This window comes from Catellatospora methionotrophica (assembly GCF_011297335.1).
Classification (GTDB): domain Bacteria; phylum Actinomycetota; class Actinomycetes; order Mycobacteriales; family Micromonosporaceae; genus Catellatospora; species Catellatospora methionotrophica.
Genome location: NZ_JAAOTJ010000017.1, coordinates 129,112 through 152,015 on the forward strand (window position 1 = coordinate 129,112; position 22,904 = coordinate 152,015).

At 72.0% G+C, this 22,904-nt stretch carries 18 protein-coding genes; 10 read left to right on the forward strand and 8 right to left on the reverse strand.

Features of this window, described 5'->3' with window-relative positions; genetic code table 11:
- Positions 1 to 54: 54 nt before the first annotated feature.
- Positions 55 to 4,500: an ATP-dependent helicase gene (locus HAV40_RS29490; RefSeq protein WP_166386952.1), complete on the reverse strand. Its 4,446-nt coding sequence runs from the start codon at positions 4,498 to 4,500 to the stop codon at positions 55 to 57.
- Positions 4,501 to 4,717: 217 nt separating this feature from the next.
- Between HAV40_RS29490 and HAV40_RS29495 the strand changes: the two genes are divergently transcribed.
- A complete protein-coding gene (locus HAV40_RS29495) occupies positions 4,718 to 5,101 on the forward strand; it encodes a hypothetical protein (RefSeq protein WP_166386954.1) in 384 nt (127 codons plus the stop codon).
- 190 nt (positions 5,102 to 5,291) lie between these two features.
- Here the strand turns inward: HAV40_RS29495 and leuE are convergent, their stop codons facing one another.
- Together leuE and HAV40_RS29505 are read right to left on the reverse strand one after the other, a co-directional pair.
- A complete protein-coding gene (gene leuE, locus HAV40_RS29500; RefSeq protein WP_166386956.1) occupies positions 5,292 to 5,948 on the reverse strand; it encodes a leucine efflux protein LeuE in 657 nt (218 codons plus the stop codon).
- Positions 5,949 to 6,031: 83 nt separating this feature from the next.
- Positions 6,032 to 7,228, reverse strand: coding sequence for a bifunctional pyridoxamine 5'-phosphate oxidase family protein/GNAT family N-acetyltransferase (locus HAV40_RS29505; RefSeq protein WP_166387024.1), 1,197 nt, complete (start codon positions 7,226 to 7,228; stop codon positions 6,032 to 6,034).
- Positions 7,229 to 7,316: 88 nt separating this feature from the next.
- On the opposite strand from HAV40_RS29505, the gene HAV40_RS29510 reads away from it, so the two are divergent.
- Positions 7,317 to 8,648 carry an aminotransferase class I/II-fold pyridoxal phosphate-dependent enzyme gene (locus tag HAV40_RS29510; RefSeq protein WP_166386958.1) on the forward strand — a complete coding sequence of 444 codons (1,332 nt, stop codon included), beginning with the start codon at positions 7,317 to 7,319 and terminating at the stop codon, positions 8,646 to 8,648.
- Between the two features lie 191 nt (positions 8,649 to 8,839).
- Here the strand turns inward: HAV40_RS29510 and HAV40_RS29515 are convergent, their stop codons facing one another.
- Positions 8,840 to 9,157, reverse strand: a complete 318-nt coding sequence (locus HAV40_RS29515) for a TFIIB-type zinc ribbon-containing protein (protein WP_166386960.1) — start codon at positions 9,155 to 9,157, stop codon at positions 8,840 to 8,842.
- Between the two features lie 84 nt (positions 9,158 to 9,241).
- Between HAV40_RS29515 and HAV40_RS29520 the strand changes: the two genes are divergently transcribed.
- The 6 genes from HAV40_RS29520 (at position 9,242) to rny (ending at position 16,106) form a co-directional block, all read left to right on the forward strand.
- Positions 9,242 to 9,748, forward strand: a complete 507-nt coding sequence (locus tag HAV40_RS29520; RefSeq protein WP_166386962.1) for a GNAT family N-acetyltransferase — start codon at positions 9,242 to 9,244, stop codon at positions 9,746 to 9,748.
- Positions 9,749 to 9,912: 164 nt separating this feature from the next.
- A complete protein-coding gene (locus HAV40_RS29525) occupies positions 9,913 to 11,493 on the forward strand; it encodes an MFS transporter (RefSeq protein WP_166386964.1) in 1,581 nt (526 codons plus the stop codon).
- Between the two features lie 4 nt (positions 11,494 to 11,497).
- Positions 11,498 to 11,698 (forward strand): DUF3046 domain-containing protein, encoded by a 201-nt coding sequence (locus HAV40_RS29530; protein WP_120318595.1) that lies wholly within the window; start codon positions 11,498 to 11,500, stop codon positions 11,696 to 11,698.
- A gap of 217 nt (positions 11,699 to 11,915) precedes the next feature.
- Positions 11,916 to 12,965 carry a recombinase RecA gene (gene recA, locus HAV40_RS29535; RefSeq protein ID WP_120321744.1) on the forward strand — a complete coding sequence of 350 codons (1,050 nt, stop codon included), beginning with the start codon at positions 11,916 to 11,918 and terminating at the stop codon, positions 12,963 to 12,965.
- Positions 12,966 to 12,990: 25 nt separating this feature from the next.
- On the forward strand, positions 12,991 to 13,749 hold the full coding sequence (locus HAV40_RS29540) for a regulatory protein RecX (RefSeq protein WP_166386966.1): 759 nt from the start codon (positions 12,991 to 12,993) through the stop codon (positions 13,747 to 13,749).
- Positions 13,750 to 14,249: 500 nt separating this feature from the next.
- Positions 14,250 to 16,106, forward strand: a complete 1,857-nt coding sequence (rny, locus tag HAV40_RS29545; RefSeq protein ID WP_166386968.1) for a ribonuclease Y — start codon at positions 14,250 to 14,252, stop codon at positions 16,104 to 16,106.
- 131 nt (positions 16,107 to 16,237) lie between these two features.
- On the opposite strand, the gene HAV40_RS29550 is transcribed toward rny, so the two are convergent.
- The 4 genes from HAV40_RS29550 to HAV40_RS29565 all read right to left on the reverse strand — a co-directional run bounded on the left by HAV40_RS29550 (position 16,238) and on the right by HAV40_RS29565 (position 19,612).
- Entirely contained in the window at positions 16,238 to 17,140 is a 903-nt protein-coding gene (locus HAV40_RS29550; protein ID WP_166386970.1) for an amino acid ABC transporter permease, read from the reverse strand.
- Between the two features lie 37 nt (positions 17,141 to 17,177).
- Entirely contained in the window at positions 17,178 to 17,852 is a 675-nt protein-coding gene (locus HAV40_RS29555) for an amino acid ABC transporter permease (protein ID WP_166386972.1), read from the reverse strand.
- A 72-nt stretch (positions 17,853 to 17,924) separates the two neighbouring features.
- Complete coding sequence (locus HAV40_RS29560; RefSeq protein ID WP_166386974.1) at positions 17,925 to 18,785, reverse strand: glutamate ABC transporter substrate-binding protein; 861 nt, start codon at positions 18,783 to 18,785, stop codon at positions 17,925 to 17,927.
- Between the two features lie 83 nt (positions 18,786 to 18,868).
- On the reverse strand, positions 18,869 to 19,612 hold the full coding sequence (locus HAV40_RS29565) for an amino acid ABC transporter ATP-binding protein (protein ID WP_166386976.1): 744 nt from the start codon (positions 19,610 to 19,612) through the stop codon (positions 18,869 to 18,871).
- 146 nt (positions 19,613 to 19,758) lie between these two features.
- Between HAV40_RS29565 and miaB the strand changes: the two genes are divergently transcribed.
- Both miaB and HAV40_RS29575 read left to right on the forward strand, forming a co-directional pair.
- Entirely contained in the window at positions 19,759 to 21,288 is a 1,530-nt protein-coding gene (miaB, locus tag HAV40_RS29570; RefSeq protein WP_166386978.1) for a tRNA (N6-isopentenyl adenosine(37)-C2)-methylthiotransferase MiaB, read from the forward strand.
- Between the two features lie 295 nt (positions 21,289 to 21,583).
- A complete protein-coding gene (locus tag HAV40_RS29575) occupies positions 21,584 to 22,717 on the forward strand; it encodes an inositol-3-phosphate synthase (RefSeq protein ID WP_166386980.1) in 1,134 nt (377 codons plus the stop codon).
- Positions 22,718 to 22,904 lie beyond the last annotated feature (187 nt).

Below are 22,904 nucleotides of genomic sequence, written 5' to 3' on the forward strand. Positions count from 1 at the left end.
ATCCGACAACGGTTTCCCTGGTCTTTCCCTGATAGCCGCCTGGCCGGACCGCGCTCAGCCGCGTAACCGCAGGCCACGGGGAGTGATCCGGAACCCGGCCGCCTCCAGCGCCGCGCCGAGCGGGCTGCCGGTGACGGACTCGCCGTCGGCTTTCTCCACGGTCAGCGGCCCGAGCGCCCCGCTGGTCACCGCCTCGGTCAGCGACGCCGCGGCGGCCGCCATGACGGTCTCGTCGTCACTGAAGGACAGCAGGGTCCGCCCGCCGCGCTCGACGTACAGGGCGAGGGCTCCGTCGACGAGGACGACCAGCGCGCCTGCCTTGCGGCCGGGGCGGTGGCCCTCGGTGTTGTGCGGCCAGGGCAGCGCCGCGCCGTACGGATTCGCGGGGTCGGTGGCGGCCAGCACCAGCGCACGGTGCGTGCCGTCGCGCAGGTCGGCGTAGCCGCGCAGCCGGTCGACGGCCCCCGGCAGCGCGAACTGGGCGGCGCCCAGGCCCTCCACGAAGTAGCCGCGCCGGGCCGCGCCCCGGTCCTCCAGCGCGGACAGCACCGGGTAGACCGCGGCGAACCCGCCGGGCTGGTTCTCGGCGGCGACCGCGCCCCGGATCACCACGCCGTAGCGCTCCAGCAGCGCGTCGGCCAGGGCGGCGGCACGCGCGGTGGGGTCGGTGTCGCGCTCGCCGAGCGCGTGCCAGCGCCCCGCCGCGGCGGGCAGGTGCGCCGGGCCGCGAGCGGCGGACAGCGAGCGCCCTCCGGTGAGGCTGGGCCGCCGGTAGCGGGCCCGGCCCGGCGCGGGCTTGGCCCGGTGTGCCCCGCCGCCGGACAGCCGGGCCCGGATCGGGGCGAGCGTGTCGTTGCCGACCAGCCCCGCCCAGACCAGGTCCCACAGCGCGGAGAGCAGGTCGTCGTGCTCGGCCTCGACCTGGTCGGCGAGCTGCCGGAAGAACAGCGCGCCGCCGCCCAGCGCGGCCAGCAGCGCCTCGTGTACGCCGGTCTGGGCGAGTTCGGTGGGCGGCGGCAGCAGCAGGGGAGCGGCGTCGGCGAAGGCCAGCACGACCCAGCCGTCGTTGCCGCCGATCTGCCCCGCGCCCGCCCAGACGACCTCCCCGGTGGCGCACAGCTCGTCCAGGTAGGAAGGCCGGTAGTCGGCGACCCGGGCGGGCAGCACCAGCCGCTCCAGCGCGGAGGCGGGCACCGGCACGCCCTGGATCTGGTCGATGGCGGCGGCGACCGCGTCGACGCCCTCGCTGCGCCGCCCGATGTGCTGCCAGGCGGGCAGGAAGCGGCCCAGCACCTCCGGCGGCACCGGCTCGATCTCCTTGCGCAGCGCGGCCAGGCTGCGCCGCCGCAGCGTACGCAGCACCTCCGCGTCGCACCACTCGATGAACCCGCCGTCCGAGGACGCCGTGAACTCGCCCTGCACCAGCCGCCCCGACGCGGAAAGCCGCCGCAGCGTGTGCTCGACGACCGCCACGCCCAGCCCGAACCGGATCGCCGTGTCGTCGGCCCGGAACGGGCCGTGGGTGCGGGCGTACCGGCTGATCAGGTCCAGCAGCGGGTCGGCGACGGCGGCGGTGTACGCGGCGGGCAGCCCCGGCGGCAGGGCCACGCCGAGCGCGTCCCGGTAGCGGCCCGCGTCCTCGGCGATGATGTAGCGCTCCTGCCCGGCGACCCGGACCGCCAGGACGCGGCCGGTGCGGGCCAGCTCGTCCAGCCAGCCGGGCTCCACGCCGCGCTCGGCCAGCTCGTCCGGGGCCAGGTCGCCGAGCTGCCGCAGCATCTCGACGGTGTCCTCGGCGTCGCGCACCCGCCGGTCGGTCCAGCGCAGGCGCAGCGCCGTCGCCTCGATGACCTCCGGGTCGAGCAGTTCGCGCAGCTCCACCCGGCCCAGCAGCTCGCCGAGCAGCGTCGGGTCCAGGGCCAGCGCGGCGGCGCGGCGCTCGGCCAGCGGGGTGTCCTCGCCGTACAGGAACGCGCCGACGTAGCCGAACAGCAGCGAGCGGGCGAACGGGGACGGCTGCGGGGTCGACACCTCGATCATGCGGATCTTGCGGGAGGCGATGTCGCGCATCATCGCGGCCAGCGACGGCAGGTCGAACACGTCGCGCAGGCACTCCCGCGCAGCCTCCAGGGTCACCGGGAAGTCCGGATACTCGCGGGCGACGTCGAGCAGCTGGGCGGCGCGCTGGCGCTGCTGCCACAGCGGCTGGCGGCGGCCCGGGTCGCGCCGGGGCAGCAGCAGCGAGCGGGCCGCGCACTCGCGGAACCGGGACGCGAACAGCGCCGAGCCGCCGACCGTCTCGGCGACCAGCGGCTCGATCTCGTCGGCGTCGAAGGCGAACAGGTCCGCGCCCGGCGGCTCCTCGGCGGTCTCCGGCAGCCGGACCACGATGCCGTCGTCAGCGGCGTGCACCTGCGCGTCCACGCCGTACCGCTCGCGCAGCCGCTGCCCGATGGCCAGCGCCCACGGCGCGTTGACCGGCGCCCCGAGCACGTTGTGCAGCACGATGCGCCAGTCGCCGAGCTCGTCGCGGAAGCGCTCGACCAGCACGGTCCGGTCGTCGGGCAGGTGCCGGGTCGCCGCCCGCTGCTCCTCCAGGTATGCCGTCAGGTTCGCGACGGCGGCCGGGTCGAGGTTCTCCATGCCGGTCGGGTTGCGCAGGAACGCCCCCAGCGCCTTGCCGAGCGCGACGGGCCGACCGGCCTGGTCGCCCTTCCAGAACGGCAGCCGCGCGGGCTGGCCGGGCGCGGGGGAGACCAGCACCCGGTCGGGCGTGATGTCCTCGATGCGCCACGAGCTGGTGCCGAGCGCGAACACGTCGCCGACGCGGGACTCGTACACCATCTCCTCGTCCAGCTCGCCGACCCGCGAGGCCTTCTCGGACCCGGCCAGGAACACGCCGAACAGGCCCCGGTCGGGGATGGTGCCGCCGGAGGTGACGGCCAGGCGCTGGTTGCCGGGGCGGCCGGTGAGCTTGTCGGCGGCGCGGTCCCAGACGATGCGCGGGCGCAGCTCGGCGAAGGCCGTCGACGGGTAGCGCCCGGCCAGCATGTCCAGCACCGCGTGCAGCGCCGACTCGGGCAGCGCCGCGAACGGCGCGGCCCGGCGCACCAGCGTGGACAGCTCGGCGACGGTCCACTCGTCCAGCGCCGTCATCGCCACGATGTGCTGCGCCAGCACGTCCAGGGGGCTGGTCGGGAAGGCCAGCGGCTCCAGCCGGCCCGCACTCATCCGGGTCGCGACCACCGCACAGGACAGCAGGTCGCCACGGTGCGTCGGGAACACCACCCCGCGCGAGACCGCGCCGACCTGGTGCCCGGCCCGGCCGACCCGCTGCAGCCCCGAGGCCACGCTCGGCGGTGCGCCGACCTGCACGACCAGGTCGACCGCGCCCATGTCGATGCCGAGTTCGAGGCTGGAGGTGGCCACCACGGCGGGCAGCCGCCCGGACTTGAGCTCCTCCTCGATCTGCTTGCGCTCCTCCTTTGAGACCGAACCGTGGTGTGCGCGGGCGATCTGCGGGGCCGCGCCGTACGCCGCGCCGGACTGGGCCATGATCTGCGCGGGTGGCGGCACCGCCGTGACCAGCCGCTCGGCCGCCAGCTCGTTGAGCCGGGCACACAGGCGCTCCGCGCCGCGGCGGGAGTTGGTGAACACGATCGTGCTGCGGTGCTCGCCGATCAGCTCGAACACCCGCTCCTCGACGGCGGGCCAGATCGAGGCCCGGCGCGGGCCCTCGTCGTCGGGCCGCCCCTCGTCGAGCGCGGTCATGTCCTCGACCGGGACCTCGACGCTGACCTCGATGGTCTTGGCGGACTTCGGCTGCACCACCCGCACCGGTGCGGCCCCGCCGAGGAACTGCGCCGCAGCCTCCACGGGTTCGACGGTCGCGGACAGGCCGATGCGCTGCGCGGGCTTGGCCAGCAGCGCGTCCAGGCGCTCCAGCGACAGGGCCAGGTGCGCGCCGCGTTTGGTGCCGGTGACCGCGTGCACCTCGTCGACGATCACCGTCTCCACGCCCCGCAGTGACTCCCGTGCCTGCGAGGTGAGCAGCAGGAACAGCGACTCGGGCGTGGTGATCAGGATGTCGGGCGGGCGGCGGTTGAAGGTGCGTCGTTCGTCCGCCGGGGTGTCACCCGTACGCATGCCGACCGTGATGTCCGGTTCTTTGAGGCCGAGCCGCGTCGCCGCGTGGCGGATGCCGGTGAGCGGGGTGCGCAGGTTGCGTTCCACGTCGACGGCCAGGGCCTTGAGCGGGCTGACGTACAGCACGCGGCAGCGCCGGGTGGGGTCCTCGGGCAGCGGCTCGTGGGCGAGGCGGTCCAGCGCCCACAGGAACGCGGCGAGGGTCTTTCCGGAGCCGGTCGGGGCCACCACCAGGGCGTGGTCGCCCGCGCTGACGGCTCTCCACGCGCCCGCCTGGGCCGGGGTGGGGGCGGCGAAGGCCGCGTCGAACCAGGCCTGCGTGGCAGGGCCGAACGGGGCGGCGGGCGTGTTCATCAACGCCCATCCTGCCCCTCACCACCGACAATCGCCTGGCACACGTACGCGGTCTCGTACGGGTGATGGCGCAGGTGAGGCGTTAACCACACTCCCCGCAGGGGTAGGTCCGGTGGATGAGACGGTTTCGTGGGGAGTCTTGCCCGGATGCGCCCGAATCGCGTACGGTCTTGCTCACGATGAGTAGTCCATCGAACACGGTGTGCGGAGGGTAGGCATGACCGAACGACAGACCACACCGGCAGTCGACAGGAAGAACAGCCGCCACGAATCGGACGTCCTGCTGCGGCAGCTCGACGGGCACCTCGCCCGGCTGCAGGCAGGCCAGTCCCCGACGACGCAGCACTCCGGCCACGAACTGGCCCTGGCCGAGCGCATCGCGGCGCACCTGCGCCAGCTGATCCGCGACACGGTGCGCGCCAGCGCCGTCGACCGGGCCCGCGTACGGGCCGCCGTGCACTACTTCGTGGTCCGCAACCGCGACGCCCGGCACCCGCACACCCACGCCCGCCCCGCGCACGTGGACGTGTGGGTGGTCAACGACATCATCCGCGACCTCGGCCGCCACGACCTGCTCATCCCGGAGCCGGCCGTCGCCTGACGCCATCCCGACCCGCCGACGCGCGACCGGCCACCCGCCGACCGCCGTTTTTTATGACCGTCGACCCCGGCCTTCTCATAGACGTTGGCCTATCTGGATGAGTTCGATCACCGAATTTTCATCCCGATAGGCCAACGTCTTTTTTGGGGTATGCGGCGCGAGCGGCCCGCCGCACGAGTGGTGGGCGGGGTCAGCTCAGCGAGGAGGTGGCCAGTTTGATGCCGAAGCCGACGAACAGGGCGCCGATGGCGCTGGAGCCCGCCGCGGCGAGCTTGCGCCGGGTGCGGAACGCGGCGGCCAGCCGGTTGCCGCTGAAGATCAGCGCGCTGAGGTAGAGCGCGCTGCAGATCTGCACGATGATCGCCAGCAGCAGGAACGACACGGCGGGGTACGCGTACCCCGGGTCGACGAACTGGATGAAGAACGACAGGAAGAACAGGATCGCCTTCGGGTTCATCAGGCTGATCGTGAACGCCCGCCGGAACGCGTCCTCGGTCCTGGGCGCGGGTTCGGGCGTACTCGCCGCGACCCGGCCCGACGACCGGTCCCGCCAGGCGCGGATCGCGCCGACCAGCATCTTCACGCCGACGAAGCCCAGGTAGGCGGCACCGGCGTACTTGACGACCATGAACAGCGCGGGCACGGCTCGCAGCAGGGACGCCATACCCGCCGCGGACACCAGCATGAGCACGCCGTCGCCGCAGAAGACGCCCATCGCCCCGCGGTAGCCCTGACGCACCCCGCGCCGGGCCGCGACGGCGAGCACGTACAGCGAGTTCGGGCCGGGCAGGAGCACGATCGCGATCGTGCCGAGGACGAAGGTGTACAGGTCCGTAACGCCGAGCATGCCTTACATCTTCGCCCGCCGGACCTGCCCGCTGCCTCAGCCGACAGGACACCGCGAACGTGCCCTGCGTCACGGCCCGGCCGCTACGTCACCGGGTGTCCCCGTGAGGTCAGGCGGGTGCGGGCGGCGGGCCACTCGGCGGCGAGCATGGAGAAGGTGACGGTGTCGCGCCACTGGCCGTCGTGGTGCATGCGGTGGTGGCGGGTCAGGCCCTCGCGGACGGCGCCGAGGCGGGCGATGGCGGCCTGGGAGCGGTGGTTCTTGCTGTGGGTGTGCCATTCGACGCGTTCGGCGCCGAGGACGTCGAAGGCGCGGGTCAGCAGGAGCAGCTTGGACTCGCTGTTCACGCCGGTGCGCCAGGCCTGGCGGCCCAGGAAGGTGTGGCCGATGCCGAGCTGGCGCTGCACGGTGTCGATGGCGTAGTACGACGTGGTGCCGAGGATCTCGCCGGTGGCGGTGGCGCGCTGCACCCACGGGACCCGCTCGCCGCGGGCCTGCATGGCCAGGGCGTCCGAGACGACGGCGGCCATCTCCGCACGGCTGCGCGGAGCGGGCTTGTACAGCCAGCGCCACACCTCCTCGTCGTTGCCGGCGGCGGCGTACAGGCCGTCGACGTGGGACATGTCCAGCGGCTCCAGGGTGACCACCGCGCCGCGCAGCACCACCGGCTCGTGCCACGGGGTGCGGTCGGTGCGCAGGTAGGCGGGTGCGGGCACGGTGACGCCGGGCGCGGGTTCGGCCGCGCCGGCGGTGACCCGCAACGGCAGCACGCCCGCCCAGTACGGCAGGGACAGGTCCTCCTCGTCGTCGCCCGCGGTGCCGGTGCGGGCGCGCACGGACACCTCGTCGAGGGGGAGTGCGAGCAGCGCCGTCTGGGCCAGCTCCTTGGCCGACGGCGGGCGGGTGCGGGCGGCGTGGCCCTCGCCGATCTTCTCGGCCAGCGCGGTGAACACGCGCAGCTTCTCCTGCTCGTCGGTGACCAGGGTGGCGGTGCCGTGGGCGATGACCGAGCGGTAGTTGGCGCTGTGGTGGAACTGCGAGCGAGCCAGCACCAGGCCGTCCAGGTGGGTCACACAGGCGGCCACGCGCAGCCCGGTGCGCGCCTGCAGGCCCATCCGGCCGCCGCTGGAGCCGTGCAGGTAGAGCGTGTCGCCCACGCGTACGTGCAGGGTGGGCAGGGCGCGGGGCTCGCCGTCGAGCACGAAGGACAGGGTGCAGTGCCAGGCTTCGTCGAGGATCGCGTGCGCGGCGTCGCGCTCGTAGGACATGCGCTCGCGCATCCGCAGCGCGGTGGTGCGCGGGGTCTGCGGGTAGGTGGTCACGCCCGCCTCCTTGACTCGAATAATGTACTAGTACATACTTGGCTTTGTGACAGTACGATATCCGATCACCGGGGGCACGGCAACGGCGATCGCGACCTGCGTGGAGGAGGGCGTACGCCGCGGCGCGCTCGCGCCCGGCGACGCGCTGCCCAGCGTGCGGGCCCTGGCCGAGGAACTGTCCGTCAGCCCGGCCACCGTCGCGGCCGCCTACCAGCGGCTACGTGACCGGGGCATCGTGCTCACGGCGGGCCGCCACGGCACCCGCGTGCGCCCCGTCACGCCGATCGCGACCGGCCCGGCGGCCCGCGCCGTGCCGCTGCCTGCGGGCATCCGGGACCTGTCCGACGGCGAGCCGAACCCGGCCCTGCTACCCGACCTCGCCCCGGTGCTGCGGCAGGTCGCCGACGCGATCGACGCGGGCGCGGCCCCGTTGCGGTATGCCGACGCCGGGCCGCTGCCCGAACTGATCGAGCACGCCCGGACCCGGCTGCCCGCGCTGCCGGACGGTGCGGCGTACACCGTGGTGGGTGGGGCTTTGGACGGTATCGACCGGCTGCTCGGGGCGCGGTTGCGGGCCGGGGACCGGGTGGCGGTCGAGGATCCGGGGTGGGGTGCGCTGCTGCACCTGATCGCGGCGCTCGGGCTGGTGCCGGTCTCGATGCCGGTCGACGAGCAGGGGCCGCTGCCGGAGGGGGTGCGGGCGGCCGTGGCGGCGGGCGTACGAGCGGCGGTGATCACGACGCGGGCGCAGAACCCGACGGGCGCGGCGGTCGGCGAGCAGCGGGCACGGGAGCTGCGGCCACTGCTGCGGGACGTGTTCGTGATCGAGGACGACCACGCGGGTGAGCTGGCCGCGGTGCCGTCCCATCCGGTGGCGGGCGGGGAGCACTGGGCGTTCGTGCGCAGCGCGAGCAAGCCGTACGGGCCCGACCTGCGGTGCGCGGTGATCGCGGGCGACCCGGAGACGGTGTCGCGGGTGGCGGGGCGGGCGCGGCTCGGGCCGGGGTGGGTTTCCGGGCTGCTCCAGCGGACGCTGCTCGGGCTGTGGCGGGACCCGGCGGCGGAGCGGGCGGTGGCCGAGGCCGGGCGGGTGTACGACGATCGTCGCGACGGACTGGTCGAGGCGCTGCGGCGGCGGGGGGTCGCCGCGCGGGGGCGGACCGGGATCAACGTGTGGGTGCCGGTGCCCGACGAGACAGGGGCGGTGACCGCGCTGCGCGACGCGGGGTACGCGGTGGTGCCGGGGCACGTCTACCGGACCGCGACGGGACCGGGGATCCGGATCACCATCGCGTCGCTGAGCGCCGACGAGGTCGAGCCGCTGGCTGAGGCGGTGGCCGCCGCTGTACTGCCGTCAACGGGGGCGGTGCTGCGCTGAGCCGGTGCGGGGCGAGCGAAGCGGAACGGGTCAAGGCGGCGTTGGCCGGGTTCGGGTCCGTTTTGCATAGACGCTGGCCTATTACATCGAGTTTGATCTACGAATAATCGATGTAATAGGCCAGCGTCTATGGGATGTGAGGCGGGAGTCGGGGTGGGCGAGCGGGCCGGGGTGGCCCGCTCGCGGGTGGGTCAGCCGAAGAGGTCCTCGAAGAAGGACTCGTTGTGCTTCTTGTGCTTCTTGTGGTGGCCGTGGTCGTCGTAGTGGCGCTGGTCGTGGCGGGCGTACGACGGGTCGGGGTAGCCGTGCTGCTGCGGGGGAGGCGGGGCGGAGTGCTGCTGGCCGCTGGGCTGCTGGCCGCCGTGCCAGGCGTTCTCCGCCGCGGTCAGCCGCTCCAGCTCGCCACGGTCGAGGAAGATGCCGCGGCACTCGGTGCACTGGTCGACGGTGACGCCGTTGCGCTCGTACTGCCGCATCTGTCCATGGCATTTCGGGCATGTCATCTGCATGGGCCCGAGCCTAGCCAGTCGCGTCCATAGTCGATCATGGGTAATCCACGAGCCGGGAGGCGGAGCGGGCCGTACGGTGACGGCATGACGACGTTGCACGGCGAACGGGTCACGCTGCGGCCGGCCGGTCCGGAGGATGTGGACGGCCTCGCCGCGATCCGGGCCACGCCGGAGGTCCGCGTCCGGTGGCAGGGCGAGGACCTCGCCGCGGAGATCAAGGACGACCTGGCCGATCCCGATCTCGAACTGCTCACCATCGAGCACGAGGGCCGGGTCGTCGGCGCCATCCAGTGGCACGAGGAGACCGACGCCATGTACCGCCACGCGGGTATGGACCTCTACCTCGACCCCGTGGTGCACGGGCGCGGCCTGGGCTCGGACGCGGTACGCACGCTGTCCCGGCACCTGATCCACGAGATGGGGCACCACCGGCTCGTCATCGACCCCGCGGCGGACAACACCGCGGCCATCGCCTGCTACGCCAAGGTCGGCTTCCAGCCGGTGGGCGTGATGCGCCGCTACGAACTGGGCCCCGACGGCACCTGGCACGACGGCCTCCTCATGGACCTCCTGCCCGAAGACCTCCGCTGACCCCGGGCTCACGGGCAAGGTCGGCGTTTGGGGTCAGAGGATGTGGTCAGACCCGAGTTTCTGACCCCAAACGGCGATCTTGGGATGGCCGGGGCGGCGCTGGGCGGGGGGATCGGGCAAGGTAGGGGAAGCGTGTACGCCCCTTACGCCCACGGGAGCCCCTCATGACGTCTGCTGTCGCTGTGCGCAGTGCGGTGCAGGTCAGGACCATTCGGCTGCTCATGGTGGTCGAGGTCGTCAGTGGCCTGGGCGTGGCCATGGGCATCTCGGTCGGCGCACTGCTCACGCGGGCGATGGCGGGCACGGCCCTGTCCGGGGTGGCGCAGAGCGCGGCGGTCGTCGGCGGCGGGGTGCTGGCCGTGCCCGCCGCGACGCTGATGAGCCGGTACGGCAGGCGTCCCGGCCTGGCCCTGTGTTACCTCGTCGGCGCGGTGGGCGCGGTGGCGGTGCTGGCCTCGGCGCTGCTCGACTCGATCCCGCTGCTGTTCGTCGGCTTCTTCCTGTTCGGCGCGGGCAGCACGGCCAAACTGCAGTCCCGGTACGCCGCCACCGACCTGGCCGAGCCGCACCGCCGCGGCCGCCAGCTGTCGCTGGTGGTGTGGTCGACCACCTTCGGCGCGGTGATCGGCCCCAACCTCGCCGCCCCGCTGGGCTCGGTGCTGTCGCCGCTCGGCGTTCCGGACCTGGCCGGCCCGTTCGCCTTCGCGGCCGCGTCCTTCCTGATCAGCGCCCTGCTGCTCACCGTCTTCCTGCGCCCCGACCCGCTGCTGACAGCCCAGTCCCTGCCCCCAGCCCCCGACCCGCACCCGGCCCTCGTCCCAAACCGGGACTCGACCCTCGACCCGAACCCGGACTCGACGAAGACAGGCCGAAGGTCGACGTCGGTCACCGGACAGCCGGTCACCGGACAGCCGGTCCCTGGACAGCTGGTCGCTGAGCAGCGGGTCCCCGGACAGCCGGTCAGCGCACAGCGGATCAACGAGCAGGTAGACAAGGCGCAGGCGGGTGGCTCGGTGTCCCTGGCCGGCGCACCCGCTGTCGGGGTGATCACGGAGACGGTGGTCACGGAGACGGTGGTCACGACTGCCGTCGACAGGGACGGTGCTGCGCCTGATGCGCCCCCCGCGGCTGAGCGGCAGACGCTGGGGTCGGCGGCGCGGGCGGTGCTGGCCTCGCCCGCCGCGCGACTGGGCATGGCCTCGATGGCGCTGGGCCACCTGGTCATGGTCGCCGTGATGGCGATGACGCCGGTGCACATCGGGGAGACCCACAGCGCCCCGGACACGCTGCGCATCGTCGGGTTCGTGCTGAGCATGCACGTGGCCGGGATGTACGGGCTGTCGCCGGTGGTGGGGTGGCTCACCGACCGGGTGGGCCGGGTGCAGGTGATCCTCGGCGGGGTGGGGCTGCTGGTCATCGCGTGTGCGGTCGCCGCGACCGCGGGCCACGACACGGCGCTGCTCACCGCGGCGCTGCTGATGCTGGGGCTGGGCTGGTCGGGCACCATGGTCGCCGGGTCGACGCTGTTCACCGCGTCACTGCCCGCCGCCGTCAAGCCCCGTGCGCAGGGCCTGTCGGACCTGGTCACCGGGTTGGCCGGGGCGAGTGCGGGGGTGCTGTCGGGGATCGTGGTGGAGCTGTCCGGATACGCCGTGCTGGCTCTGCTCGCGGGGTTGGCCACGGTCCCGCTGGTCGCGCTGGCGCTGCGGCCGTCGACGCTGGCAGCGGTGAAGGTGGCAGACTAGCCCGATGCGACGGACCGACTTCTACGAGCGGCTGACCGAGGTCTTCGGCCCGGCGTACGCCGCGAGCGTCGCCGCCGACCAGGTGCTCCCGCAGCTGGGCGGGCGGACGATCGACACCGCCCTGGCCGACGGCGAGGAGGTGCACGTGATCTGGCGTGCCGTGTGCGACCAGTACGCCGAACGGGTGCCCGGCCGCCTGCGCTGACGGGTTTGCGTGTGCGAGCACACCTACGGCGTGGCAGGATGGCGCTCGTACACGTGTTCGGCTATCGTCCACAACCAGTGCTTGCGCATGCCGTGGTTGTCCACAGGCCCGGCGTGCCCGTATCGCCTTTGTCGGACCCAGCGCCTAGCGTGTCGGCGTGACCGTGACGAAGAAGGCTGCGAAGACTGACAGTGCCCTAAAAGAGGTGGCGACGAAGATGGCGGCTAACCCCGATAAGAGCAAGGCTCTCGACCTGGCGCTCGCTCAGATCGACAAGCAGTTCGGCAAGGGCTCGGTGATGCGTCTCGGCGAGCGGCCGCAGGTGCAGATGGCGATCATCCCCACCGGCTCCATCGCCCTGGACGTGGCGCTGGGCATCGGCGGCCTGCCGCGCGGGCGCATCGTCGAGATCTACGGCCCGGAGTCCAGCGGTAAGACCTCGCTGGCCCTGCACGCGATCGCGAACGTGCAGCGCAACGGCGGCATCGCGGCGATCATCGACGCCGAGCACGCGCTCGACCCGGAGTACGCGAAGAACCTCGGCGTCGACACCGACGCCCTGCTGGTCTCGCAGCCCGACACCGGTGAGCAGGCGCTGGAGATCGCGGACATGCTGGTTCGCTCCGGCGCGCTGGACCTGATCGTGATCGACTCGGTGGCGGCGCTGGTGCCCCGCGCCGAGATCGAGGGTGAGATGGGCGACAGCCACGTCGGTCTCCAGGCCCGCCTGATGAGCCAGGCGCTGCGCAAGATGACCGGTGGTCTGCACAGCTCCAACACCACCGCGATCTTCATCAACCAGCTGCGCGAGAAGATCGGCGTCATGTTCGGCAGCCCGGAGACCACCACCGGTGGTAAGGCGCTGAAGTTCTACGCCTCGGTGCGCCTGGACATCCGCCGCATCGAGAGCCTGAAGGACGGCACCGAGGTCGTGGGTAACCGCACCCGCGTCAAGGTGGTCAAGAACAAGGTCGCCTCGCCGTTCAAGCAGGCCGAGTTCGACATCATGTACGGCAAGGGCATCTCGCGTGAGGGTTCGCTGATCGACGTCGGCGTCGAGCAGAACATCATCCGCAAGGCGGGCGCCTGGTACACGTACGAGGGCGACCAGCTGGGCCAGGGCAAGGAGAAGGCGCGCGAGTTCCTGAAGGAGAACCCGGACGTCGCGGCCGAGATCGAGAAGAAGATCCTGGAGAAGCTGGGCGTCGGCCAGTCGAGCGTCTCGGACGCCGCTGGTGGCCCGGCGCTGCCGCCGGTCGACTTCTGATCGACGCCTGAGTAGCCGACACGTCATGGTGGGACGCCGCCGGGGTGCGCGCACCGGCCGGGGATGGGACGCGAAGCCGTCCGCCCCGGCCCGGCCCGCGCGCCCCGGCGACGACCCCGAAGGCTGGTCGGGGCCGCCGGAGGACGAGATGCCGAGCGCCCGCCGTCCGGCGGGGCGGTTCGGGTCCGCTTCAGGTGACGGCCCGGCGGGCGACGACGGGTCGCCGAGGGCCGAGCGGGCCGCGAAGCGGCAGGCCCAGCGGGACCCGCACGAGGTGGCGCGGGAGATCTGCCTGCGCCAGCTCGCCGTGCGTCCGCGTACCCGGGCGGAGCTGGCCGCCGCGATGCGGGCCAAGGACGTGGCCGACGAGGTCGCCGAGGCGGTGCTGGACCGCTACGACGAGGTCGGCATGATCGACGATGCGGCGTTCTCCCGGGCCTGGGTGTCCAGCCGCCATCACGGCAAGGGGCTGGCCTCCCGCGCGCTGGGCCAGGAGCTGCGGCGGCGCGGCGTCGACGCCGAGGTCATCACCGAGGCGCTGGCCGAGCTGGACGACGAGACCCAGGCCCAGACGGCGTACGAGCTGGCGGTGCGCAAGCTGCGTACGACGCGCGGCGAGCCGGACGCGGTGTTCCGCCGCGTGGTGGGCGCGCTGGCGCGCAAGGGCTACCCGGGCGGGGTGGCGGTGCGTGCCGTGAAGGACGCCCTGGCCGCTCGCAGCGCCGAGGACGCGGAGCTGGCGGAGCTGCTCGACCCGGATCTGTTCGACACGCCGGAGCAGTGATTTTCTCGGCCTTCGGTCGGGTTCGCGACAGACCGGGCAGAACGCCGGTTCGCCGGTCAGGTCACGGTTCGGCATCGACCGCCTGCCCGACAACCGGACACAATGGGCGATGCGTCCGTCTTGGTGTCCGATCATGAGTTCTTGACCGGACCGCCATCGGCAACCTAGCCTCGCAGGAGAGGTATCACCAACCAGTTCGTGTTAAACCACACAACATAGAACGCGTAACAGTACGACAACAGTTTTGCCTGGTAGGACACGCGCAGCCGCCGTACCCCTGCGGCTGCTTACATGTAGTCGCAGCTCGGAGCCGTTGAAGCGGTTCGCGGGCTCTGGCGCGCTGGTCGCGCCCGCGTTTACGGCGGGTGTCGCCGGGCCGTGCCGTGCGCATCGTGTGGCGGGTCCGCACGCCTGGTCGGGTTGCCTCCGCGCCGTCACCACCGTGTCGGCGGTTCGGAACGTCAGGAGGCGGCCATGACCGAGTTCGACGGGCGAGTGGCATGACCACGATGGAAGGGCTGCTACTCGCGGCGATCGTCCTCCTCGCGCTGATGGTGGCGGGGATGCTGGCGGTCGGCGTGCGCCTGGTACGCCGGCTGGCCGCCCCCACCGCCCCGACCGGTCAGCCGCTGAGCGTGATCGTGGACGACCCCGAGGCCGTCGCCGAGCGCGAGCGCCAGCGCCAGACCCTGGTCGAGCTGCAGAACTCCGTCTCCGACGCGCAGACCGCACTGGAGACCGAGCGCCGTTCGGTGGCCTCCGTCCGCGCCGAGGCCACCGCCGTCCGCGCCGAGAACGCCGCCGCGAAGGCCGAGGTGGCCACCGCCCGCGCCGAGGCACAGCGGGTGCTGGACGCCGCGCACGCCGAGGCCGACACGGTCCTGCAGCGGGCGCACCGCCAGGCCGAGGAGGACGCCGAGCAGGTCCGCTCGACCGCCCGGCGCACCGGCGAGCGTGAGATCGCGATGCTCACCTCGACCGCCAAGGACCAGGCCGCCGAGGCCGAGCGCCGCCTGCAGCGCCTGGACGAGCGCGAGCGGCTGCACGCGGCCGAGGCCGAGCGGCTGGCCGAACGCGAGCGCCAGAACGTGGAGGAGGCCGAGCGCCTCGCCGAGCGCGACCGCCGTATCGCCGCCGCCGAAGCCGAGCTGGCCAAGTGGGATCTGGGCCTGCAGGCCAAGGAGCAGGAGCTGGCCCAGGCGCAGGAGCAGCGCCGCAAGGAGCTGGAGCGGGTCGCCGGGCTGACCGCCGACGCCGCCAAGGGCGAGCTGGTCGAGACCATCGAGAATCAGGCCAAGCGCGAGGCCGCGCTGCTGGTGCGCGACATCGAGGCCGACGCCCGGTCGACCGGTGAGTCCCGGGCCCGCCACATCGTGGTCGACGCGATCCAGCGGGTGGCCAGCGAGCAGACCGCCGAGAGCGTGGTCAGCGTGCTGCACCTGCCCAGCGACGAGATGAAGGGCCGGATCATCGGCCGGGAGGGCCGCAACATCCGGGCCTTCGAGACCGTCACCGGGGTCAACCTGATCATCGACGACACCCCCGAGGCGGTGCTGCTGAGCTGCTTCGACCCGGTGCGCCGGGAGGTCGGCCGGCTCACCCTGGAGAAGCTGGTCCTCGACGGGCGGATCCATCCGCACCGCATCGAGGAGGTGTACGACGTCGCCCGGTTCGAGGTCGAGCGGATGTGCCAGCGCGCTGCGGAGGACGCACTGGTCGAGGTCGGCATCACCGACATCCACCCGGAACTGGTCACCCTGCTGGGGCGGCTGCGCTACCGGACGTCGTACGGGCAGAACGTGCTCAAGCACCTGGTCGAGACCGCGCACATCGCCGGGATCATGGCCTCGGAGCTGAAGCTCGACCCGGAGCTGATCAAGCGCTCGGCGTTCCTGCACGACATCGGCAAGGCGCTCACCCACGAGGTCGAGGGCTCGCACGCGCTGATCGGCGCGGACGTGGCCCGGCGCTTCGGGGAGAGCGACGAGGTCGTGCACGCGATCGAGGCGCACCACAACGAGGTGCAGCCGCAGACCATCGAGGCCGTCCTCACCCAGGCGTCGGACGCCTGTTCGGGCGGTCGGCCGGGGGCGCGGCGGGAGTCGCTGGAGGCGTACGTCAAGCGGCTGGAGCGCATCGAGGAGATCGCCGGGGCCAAGAGCGGCGTCGACAAGGTCTTCGCGATGCAGGCCGGCCGGGAGATCCGGGTCATGGTCCGCCCCGAGGAGGTCGACGAGATCGGTGCCGCCGTCCTGGCCCGCGACGTCGCCAAGCAGATCGAGGAAGAACTGACCTACCCCGGCCAGATCCGCATCACCGTCGTCCGCGAGTCCCGCACCACCGAGATCGCCCGCTGACCGTCCCCGCGGAACAAGGAAGATCGCTGTTTCGGGTCAGAACCTACGGTCTCACCCGAGGTTCTGACCCGAAACAGCGATCTTGACGCAGGAAGCGGACCACCGGAAGCGGACCGCCGGCGGCGGAGCGGTCAGGCGCCGCCTCCGGTGCTCAGGCCGGTGGTGGTCGTGGCGGCGGCCGCCTTGGTGGCGGGGGTGGTGACGCCGAGGCGGTTGGCGCGGCGTTCGAGCAGGTGGGCGACCAGGGTCAGCAGGCCGTTGATCACGATGTAGATCAGCGCCAGCACCATGAAGGTCGGCACCGCGTTGGTGAACACGGCGTAGCCCTTGCTGCCCTCGAGCATCAGCTCCGGGTAGGAGACGATGTAGCCGAGCGCGGTGTCCTTGAGCACGACGACGAGCTGGCTGACGATCACCGGCAGCATGCTGCGCGCCGCCTGCGGGATCAGGATCATGCGCATGACCTGGCCCTTGGTCAGGCCGAGGCTGTATGCCGCCTCCGACTGCCCCCTCGGCACGGCCCGGATCCCGGCCCGGAAGGCCTCGGCCAGCACCGACCCGTTGTAAAGGGTCAGGCCGATGACGACCGACCAGAACGGCGGGATCAGCGTGCCGAAGACCCAGAACCCGCCGAACGACAGGAAGAAGATCATCAGCAGTACGGGCACGGCGCGGAAGAACTCCACGACCACACCCGCGGGCACCCGGATCCAGCGGTGCTCGGACAGCCGTGCGACGCTGAACACCAGGCCGAACGCCAGCGCCAGCAGCATCGCGGTGGCCGCCGCCTGCAGCGTGCCGAGCAGTCCGGGCCAGGCGTAGTCGGTCCAGAAGTTGGCGGTCTGGCCGTTGACGGTGACCGTCTCGAAGAACGGCTGCCACTTCTGCCAGGTCCACTGCTGGGTGCTGTCGAACGCGCGGTAGATCCCGTACAGCCCGGCGACCAGCAGCAGGCCGAACACGACGCTGAGCACGCGGTTGCGGATCCGGGCGCGCGGGCCGGGGTGGTCGTAGAGCACGCTCGCGCTCATCACGCCTCCTGGAAAACGTAGCGGCGGGACGGGGTGCGGCTCATCGGCGCACCACCAGGCGGTTGGCCAGGGCGCTGAACGCGTAGCCGACCGGCACCAGCAGGGCCACGAAGGTCAGCGCGAACACCGCGAAGATCGCGATGGTCTGGTCGCCGTTGCTCTCGATGAGCGCCTTCATCGCGCTGGACGCCTCGGCGACGCCGATGACTCCGGCGATGGTGGCGTTCTTGGTGAGCGCGATCAGGATGCTGCCCAGCGGCGCGACGACCGAGCGCAGGGCCTGCGGCAGGATGATCAGGCGCAGGTTCTGGCTGAACGACAGCCCCAGCGCGCGGGCCGCCTCGGCCTGTCCGACCGGCACGGTGTTGATGCCGGAGCGGATCGCCTCGCAGACGAACGCGGCGGTGTACGCCGACAGGCCCGTCACCGCCAGCCAGTAGTTGTTGACGTGGATGTCCTCGGAGAACTCCACGCCGACCGCGCTGTAGAGGCCGAAGAAGCAGAACAGGATGATCAGCGTCAGCGGGGTGTTGCGGAACAGGTGCACCCAGCCCGCGCCCAGCGCGCGCAGCACCGGCACCGGCGACACCCGGCACGCCGCCAGCAGCACGCCGAGCAGCAGTGCCAGCAGCGCGGACGCCCCGGTCAGCTTCAGGATCGTCAGGAAGCCTTCGAGGTACGCCTGCCGGTTCGCCGGATCGAGGAAGACGTCCATCCCGCTCCTCCAGAAAGTTCGGACTCATGAAAACGGGTGGGACGGGCGTGTGCCCGTCCCACCCGGGGTGTGTCAGGCGGGGCAGTTGGTCAGCTTGGAGACGTCCAGCGTCGGTGCGGCGGTGCCGCTCTTGCCGAGCGTGGCGTCCCAGGCGGCCTTGTACGAGCCGTCGGTGACCGATGCCTTCAGGATCTCGTTGATCTTGTTGCAGCCGGCCTTGTCCTCGAGCTTGAGGCCGATGCCGTAGGGCTCCGAGGAGAACGGCTTGCCGACGACCTTGAACTTGCCGGCGTACTGCGACTGCGCCGCGTAGCCCGCGAGGATGATGTCGTCGGTGGTCACCGCGTCGACGGTGCCCGTGTTCAGCGCCTCGACGCACTTGGAGTACGCGTCGAACTCCTGCAGCTGCGCCTTCGGGAACTGCTCCTTGATCCGCTTGGCCGGGGTCGAGCCGGTCACCGAGCAGACCTTCTTGCCGTCGATGCCGTCCGTGCCGGTGATCGTGGAGTCGGCCTTGACCAGCAGGTCCTGACCGGCGGTGTAGTACGGACCGGCGAAGTTGACCTTCTTCTTGCGGTCGTCGTTGATGGTGTACGTCGCCACGACGATGTCCACCTGACCCGTCTGGATGAAGGGCTCACGGTTGGCCGACACCGTGGTCACGTAGGTGTTCTTGGCGGCGTCGCCGCCCAGGCCCTTCGCGATGATCTTCGCGATCTCGATGTCGAAGCCCTCGTACGCGCTTCCGGCCTGCAGGCCGAGGCCCGGCTGGTCGGCCTTGACGCCGAACTTGAGCTGCCCGGCCTTCGCCTTCGCGACCAGCGGGCTCTCGCCCGACGGGGTGGCCGGGGTGTCGCTGTCGCTGCCGCAGGCGGCGGCCCCGAACGCGAGCACGGCGACGGCCGCGATGGCGGCAAGACGCTTGATGCGCATTGGTGTCCCTCCCTATGAGCCCGCGCGCCGCGTGAGCGACGTCAGGCGTTCCATGCCGCCGCCTGGTGAGGCGGCGGAGTCTGTCAGTGCTGCAGGACCTTGGACAGGAAGTCGCGCGCCCGCTCGCTCTTCGGGTTGGCGAAGAACTCCGCCGGCGGCGCCTGCTCGACCAGCTGGCCGTCGGCCATGAACGCGACCCGGTCGGCCGCGGCCCGCGCGAAGCCCATCTCGTGGGTCACCACGATCATGGTCATGCCCTCCTTGGCCAGCGAGGTCATGACCTCCAGCACCTCGCCGACCATCTCCGGGTCCAGCGCGCTGGTGGGCTCGTCGAACAGCATGGCCTTGGGCTGCATGGCCAGCGCGCGGGCGATCGCCGCCCGCTGCTGCTGGCCGCCGGACAGCTGCACCGGCAGCTTGTCGGCCTGGTTGGCGATGCCCACCCGGTCGAGCAGCGCCAGCGCCCGCTCACGGGCCACGGCCTTGCTCTCGCCGCGCACCTTGACCGGGCCGAGCATCACGTTGTCGAGGATGCTCATGTGGGCGAAGAGGTTGAACGACTGGAAGACCATGCCGACCTCGCTGCGCAGCTTCGCCAGCGCGCGGCCCTCGGCGGGCAGGTCCTTGCCGTCGAACCGGATCGAGCCCGAGTTGATCGTCTCCAGCCGGTTGACGGCGCGGCACAGCGTGGACTTGCCGGAGCCGGACGGGCCGATCACCACGACCACCTCGCCGCGGTCCACGGTGAGACTCACGTCGCGCAGCACGTGCAGGTCTCCGAACCATTTGTTCACCGAGTCCAGCACAATGAGCGGTTCGTGGGACATGCCACCGTCCTTTCGGCGTGCGTACATCGTCGTCCCGTCGACCTTAGAGGGGCTGCGGCGACGGAACCGGTGCTGGGAGGTCACGACCGGGTAACTTCCCCGGATTCCGTACCCGTGCCGGTGACCGGATACCCTGGTCGGTTGAGATGACTAGCCAGCCTGAAACCCAGAGCGCACCCGCCCGCACCTACGAGGTGCGCACGTACGGGTGCCAGATGAACGTGCACGACTCCGAGCGCATCTCGGGTCTGCTCGACGGAGCGGGATACGTGCGCCTGGACCCGGCCGCCGAGCCGGGCCGCACCCCGGACGTCGTCGTGTTCAACACCTGCGCGGTGCGCGAGAACGCCGACAACCGCCTCTACGGCAACCTCGGCCACCTGCGCCCGGTCAAGGACAAGCATCCGGGCATGCAGATCGCGGTCGGCGGCTGCCTCGCGCAGAAGGACCAGGGCGACATCGTCAAGAAGGCGCCCTGGGTCGACGTGGTGTTCGGCACCCACAACATCGGCTCGCTGCCGGTGCTGCTGGAGCGGGCCCGCCACAACGAGCAGGCGCAGGTCGAGCTGCTGGAGTCGCTGGAGGTGTTCCCGTCGACGCTGCCGACCCGGCGCGAGTCGACGTACTCCGGCTGGGTGTCGATCTCGGTCGGCTGCAACAACACCTGCACCTTCTGCATCGTGCCCGCCCTGCGCGGCAAGGAGAAGGACCGCCGCCCCGGCGACGTGCTCGCCGAGGTCGAGGCGCTGGTCGCCGAGGGCGTGCTGGAGGTGACCCTGCTCGGCCAGAACGTCAACACGTACGGCGTCGAGTTCGGCGACCGGCTGGCCTTCGGCAAGCTGCTGCGGGCCACCGGGCAGCTGCGCGACAAGGGGCTGGAGCGGGTGCGTTTCACCAGCCCGCACCCGGCGGCGTTCACCGACGACGTGATCGAGGCGATGGCCGAGACGGACAACGTCTGCCACTCGCTGCACATGCCGCTGCAGTCGGGCTCCGACGCGGTGCTCAAGGCGATGAAGCGCTCGTACCGGTCGGACCGGTACCTGTCGATCATCGAGAAGGTGCGCGCGGCGATGCCCGACGCGGCGATCACCACCGACATCATCGTGGGCTTCCCCGGGGAGACCGAGGAGGACTTCGCCGAGACACTGCGGGTCGTGCGCGAGTCGCGGTTCTCCAGTGCGTTCACGTTCCAGTACTCGATCCGGCCGGGCACGCCCGCGGCGACGATGGAGAACCAGGTGCCGAAGGCGGTGGTGCAGGAGCGGTACGAGCGGCTCGTGGCCACCCTGGAGGAGATCACCTGGGCGGAGAACAAGAAGCTGGTCGGGCGCGAGGTCGAGGTGCTCGTCGCGGTCGGCGAGGGCCGCAAGGACCAGGCCACCGGGCGGATGTCCGGCCGCGCCCGCGACGGCCGCCTGGTGCACTTCGCGGTGTCCCCGGAGCAGGTCCCGCTGGTCCGGCCGGGCGACATCGTGCACACCGTCGTCGACTACGCCGCCCCGCACCACCTGAACTGCGACGGAGCGCTGGTCTCGCACCGGCGCACCCGCGCCGGCGACGCCTACGAGGCGGGCCGCGTCGCCCGTACCGCCGGCGTCATGCTCGGCCTGCCCACCATCGGCAAGCCCCCCACCCAGCCCACCCCGGCCGCCTCCGCCTGCGCCGCCTCCTGACGGCTGGCCCCGTCCGGCTGATGATCGCTGTTTCGGGTCACTTCCTGGGGTCAGGCCGCAGATCTTGACACGAAACGGCGATCTTCGCCCGCGACCGGAGCGCTGACCGGGGCTACGAGGTTAAGAAGGGCACCTTCCATATCGCTTTGCGATGGGAAGGTGCCTTTCCTTCGTACGAAACGCGGGAGTGAGCTGCGACGATGATTCGCGAAACGCCGGTACGTCCGAATCCGGGTAGTCTCGGCGAAATCAAGTAATCTGTCTTGGTTTCTCCTCCATCTCCCCGGGAGACCGCATGCGAACAGGTGTTTGGCTGGTCGGCGGGCGGGGGTCGGTCGCCGTCACCAGCATGGTCGGAGCCGTCGCGCTGCGCGCGGGGCTCACCGAGCCCACCGGTTGCGTCACGGAACTGCCGCAGTTGCGGCATCCGCAGTTGCCCCAGTTCGCCGACCTGGTGTTCGGCGGGCACGACGTGATCGCGACCCCGATCCTCAAGAAGGCCGACGCGCTCGCCGACGCGGGCGTGCTGCCCGGCCGCCTCGTCACGGCCCTGCAGCCGGAACTGGCCGCGCTCGACGCCGAGGTGCGGCCCGCGCCGCGCGGCGCGACGCAGGCCGAGACCGCCGCGCTCGTCGCGGCCGACCTCGACGACTTCCGCCGCCGGCACGAGCTGGGGCGGGTGGTCGTCGTGAACGTGTCGTCGACCGAGCCCGCCGCCGAGCCGCACGAGGCGCACGCCGCGCTCGACGTGCTGCGCGAGGCCCTGCGCGGGCCGGTGCCGGTGCTACCGGCCAGCTCGCTGTACGCGTACGCGGCCTTCACCGCCGGGTGCTCGTACGTCGACTTCACCCCGTCCACCGGAGCCCGGCTGCCCGCGCTGTCGCAGCTGGCCTACGAGCGCGGGGTGCCGTACGCCGGGCACGACGGCAAGACGGGGGAGACCCTGGTCAAGTCGGTGCTCGCGCCGATGTTCGCGATGCGGGCGCTGGACGTGCGCAGCTGGTCGGGGGCGAACCTGCTCGGCGGCGGTGACGGGGCCAACCTGTCCCAGCCCGCGCCGAACGCCGCCAAGGCGGCCAGCAAGCAGCGGGTCCTCGCCGAGACGCTCGGCTACCACCCGCAGGGCGACACGCGCATCGAGTACGTCGAGGACCTGGGCGAGTTCAAGACCGCCTGGGACCTGATCACGTTCCGCGGGTTCCTCGGCACCGCGATGCGGATGGAGTTCAGCTGGCACGGCTGCGACTCGGCGCTGGCCGCCCCGCTGGTCCTGGACCTGGTCCGGCTCACCGCCGCCGCGCACCGCGCCGGGCGCAGCGGCCCGCTGCCGGAGCTGGCGTTCTTCTTCAAGGACCCGCTCGGCGACGTCGAGCACGGGCTGACCGCCCAGTTCGACGCGCTGGCCCGGATGGTCGAGGGCCTGGCGTGACCGCGCCGACCGCCATGCTGACCGAGGCGCAGCGCGCCGCGGCCCTGCCCGCCGCCCGCGCCCTGCGCGCCGCCCAGGGCCGCCGGGTGACCGCCCGGCGTCCGCGAGAAGTGAATCTGGTGCGGTCGAGGTCGTTCGAACGACCCGCATCGCACGCGGCCGATCCGGCACGCGGGTCCGGCACGGC

Coding starts and splice junctions, on each gene's coding strand:
- rny (WP_166386968.1), top strand. CDS start 14,250: ATGACCACGATGGAAGGGCTGCTACTCGCGGCGATCGTCCTCCTCGCG.
- HAV40_RS29505 (WP_166387024.1), bottom strand. CDS start 7,228: ATGCGCGAGCGCATGTCCTACGAGCGCGACGCCGCGCACGCGATCCTC.
- HAV40_RS29525 (WP_166386964.1), top strand. CDS start 9,913: ATGACGTCTGCTGTCGCTGTGCGCAGTGCGGTGCAGGTCAGGACCATT.
- recA (WP_120321744.1), top strand. CDS start 11,916: ATGGCGGCTAACCCCGATAAGAGCAAGGCTCTCGACCTGGCGCTCGCT.
- HAV40_RS29520 (WP_166386962.1), top strand. CDS start 9,242: ATGACGACGTTGCACGGCGAACGGGTCACGCTGCGGCCGGCCGGTCCG.
- HAV40_RS29565 (WP_166386976.1), bottom strand. CDS start 19,612: ATGTCCCACGAACCGCTCATTGTGCTGGACTCGGTGAACAAATGGTTC.
- HAV40_RS29555 (WP_166386972.1), bottom strand. CDS start 17,852: ATGGACGTCTTCCTCGATCCGGCGAACCGGCAGGCGTACCTCGAAGGC.
- HAV40_RS29530 (WP_120318595.1), top strand. CDS start 11,498: ATGCGACGGACCGACTTCTACGAGCGGCTGACCGAGGTCTTCGGCCCG.
- leuE (WP_166386956.1), bottom strand. CDS start 5,948: ATGCTCGGCGTTACGGACCTGTACACCTTCGTCCTCGGCACGATCGCG.
- HAV40_RS29495 (WP_166386954.1), top strand. CDS start 4,718: ATGACCGAACGACAGACCACACCGGCAGTCGACAGGAAGAACAGCCGC.
- HAV40_RS29515 (WP_166386960.1), bottom strand. CDS start 9,157: ATGCAGATGACATGCCCGAAATGCCATGGACAGATGCGGCAGTACGAG.
- HAV40_RS29540 (WP_166386966.1), top strand. CDS start 12,991: ATGGTGGGACGCCGCCGGGGTGCGCGCACCGGCCGGGGATGGGACGCG.
- HAV40_RS29490 (WP_166386952.1), bottom strand. CDS start 4,500: ATGAACACGCCCGCCGCCCCGTTCGGCCCTGCCACGCAGGCCTGGTTC.
- HAV40_RS29575 (WP_166386980.1), top strand. CDS start 21,584: ATGCGAACAGGTGTTTGGCTGGTCGGCGGGCGGGGGTCGGTCGCCGTC.
- miaB (WP_166386978.1), top strand. CDS start 19,759: ATGACTAGCCAGCCTGAAACCCAGAGCGCACCCGCCCGCACCTACGAG.
- HAV40_RS29560 (WP_166386974.1), bottom strand. CDS start 18,785: ATGCGCATCAAGCGTCTTGCCGCCATCGCGGCCGTCGCCGTGCTCGCG.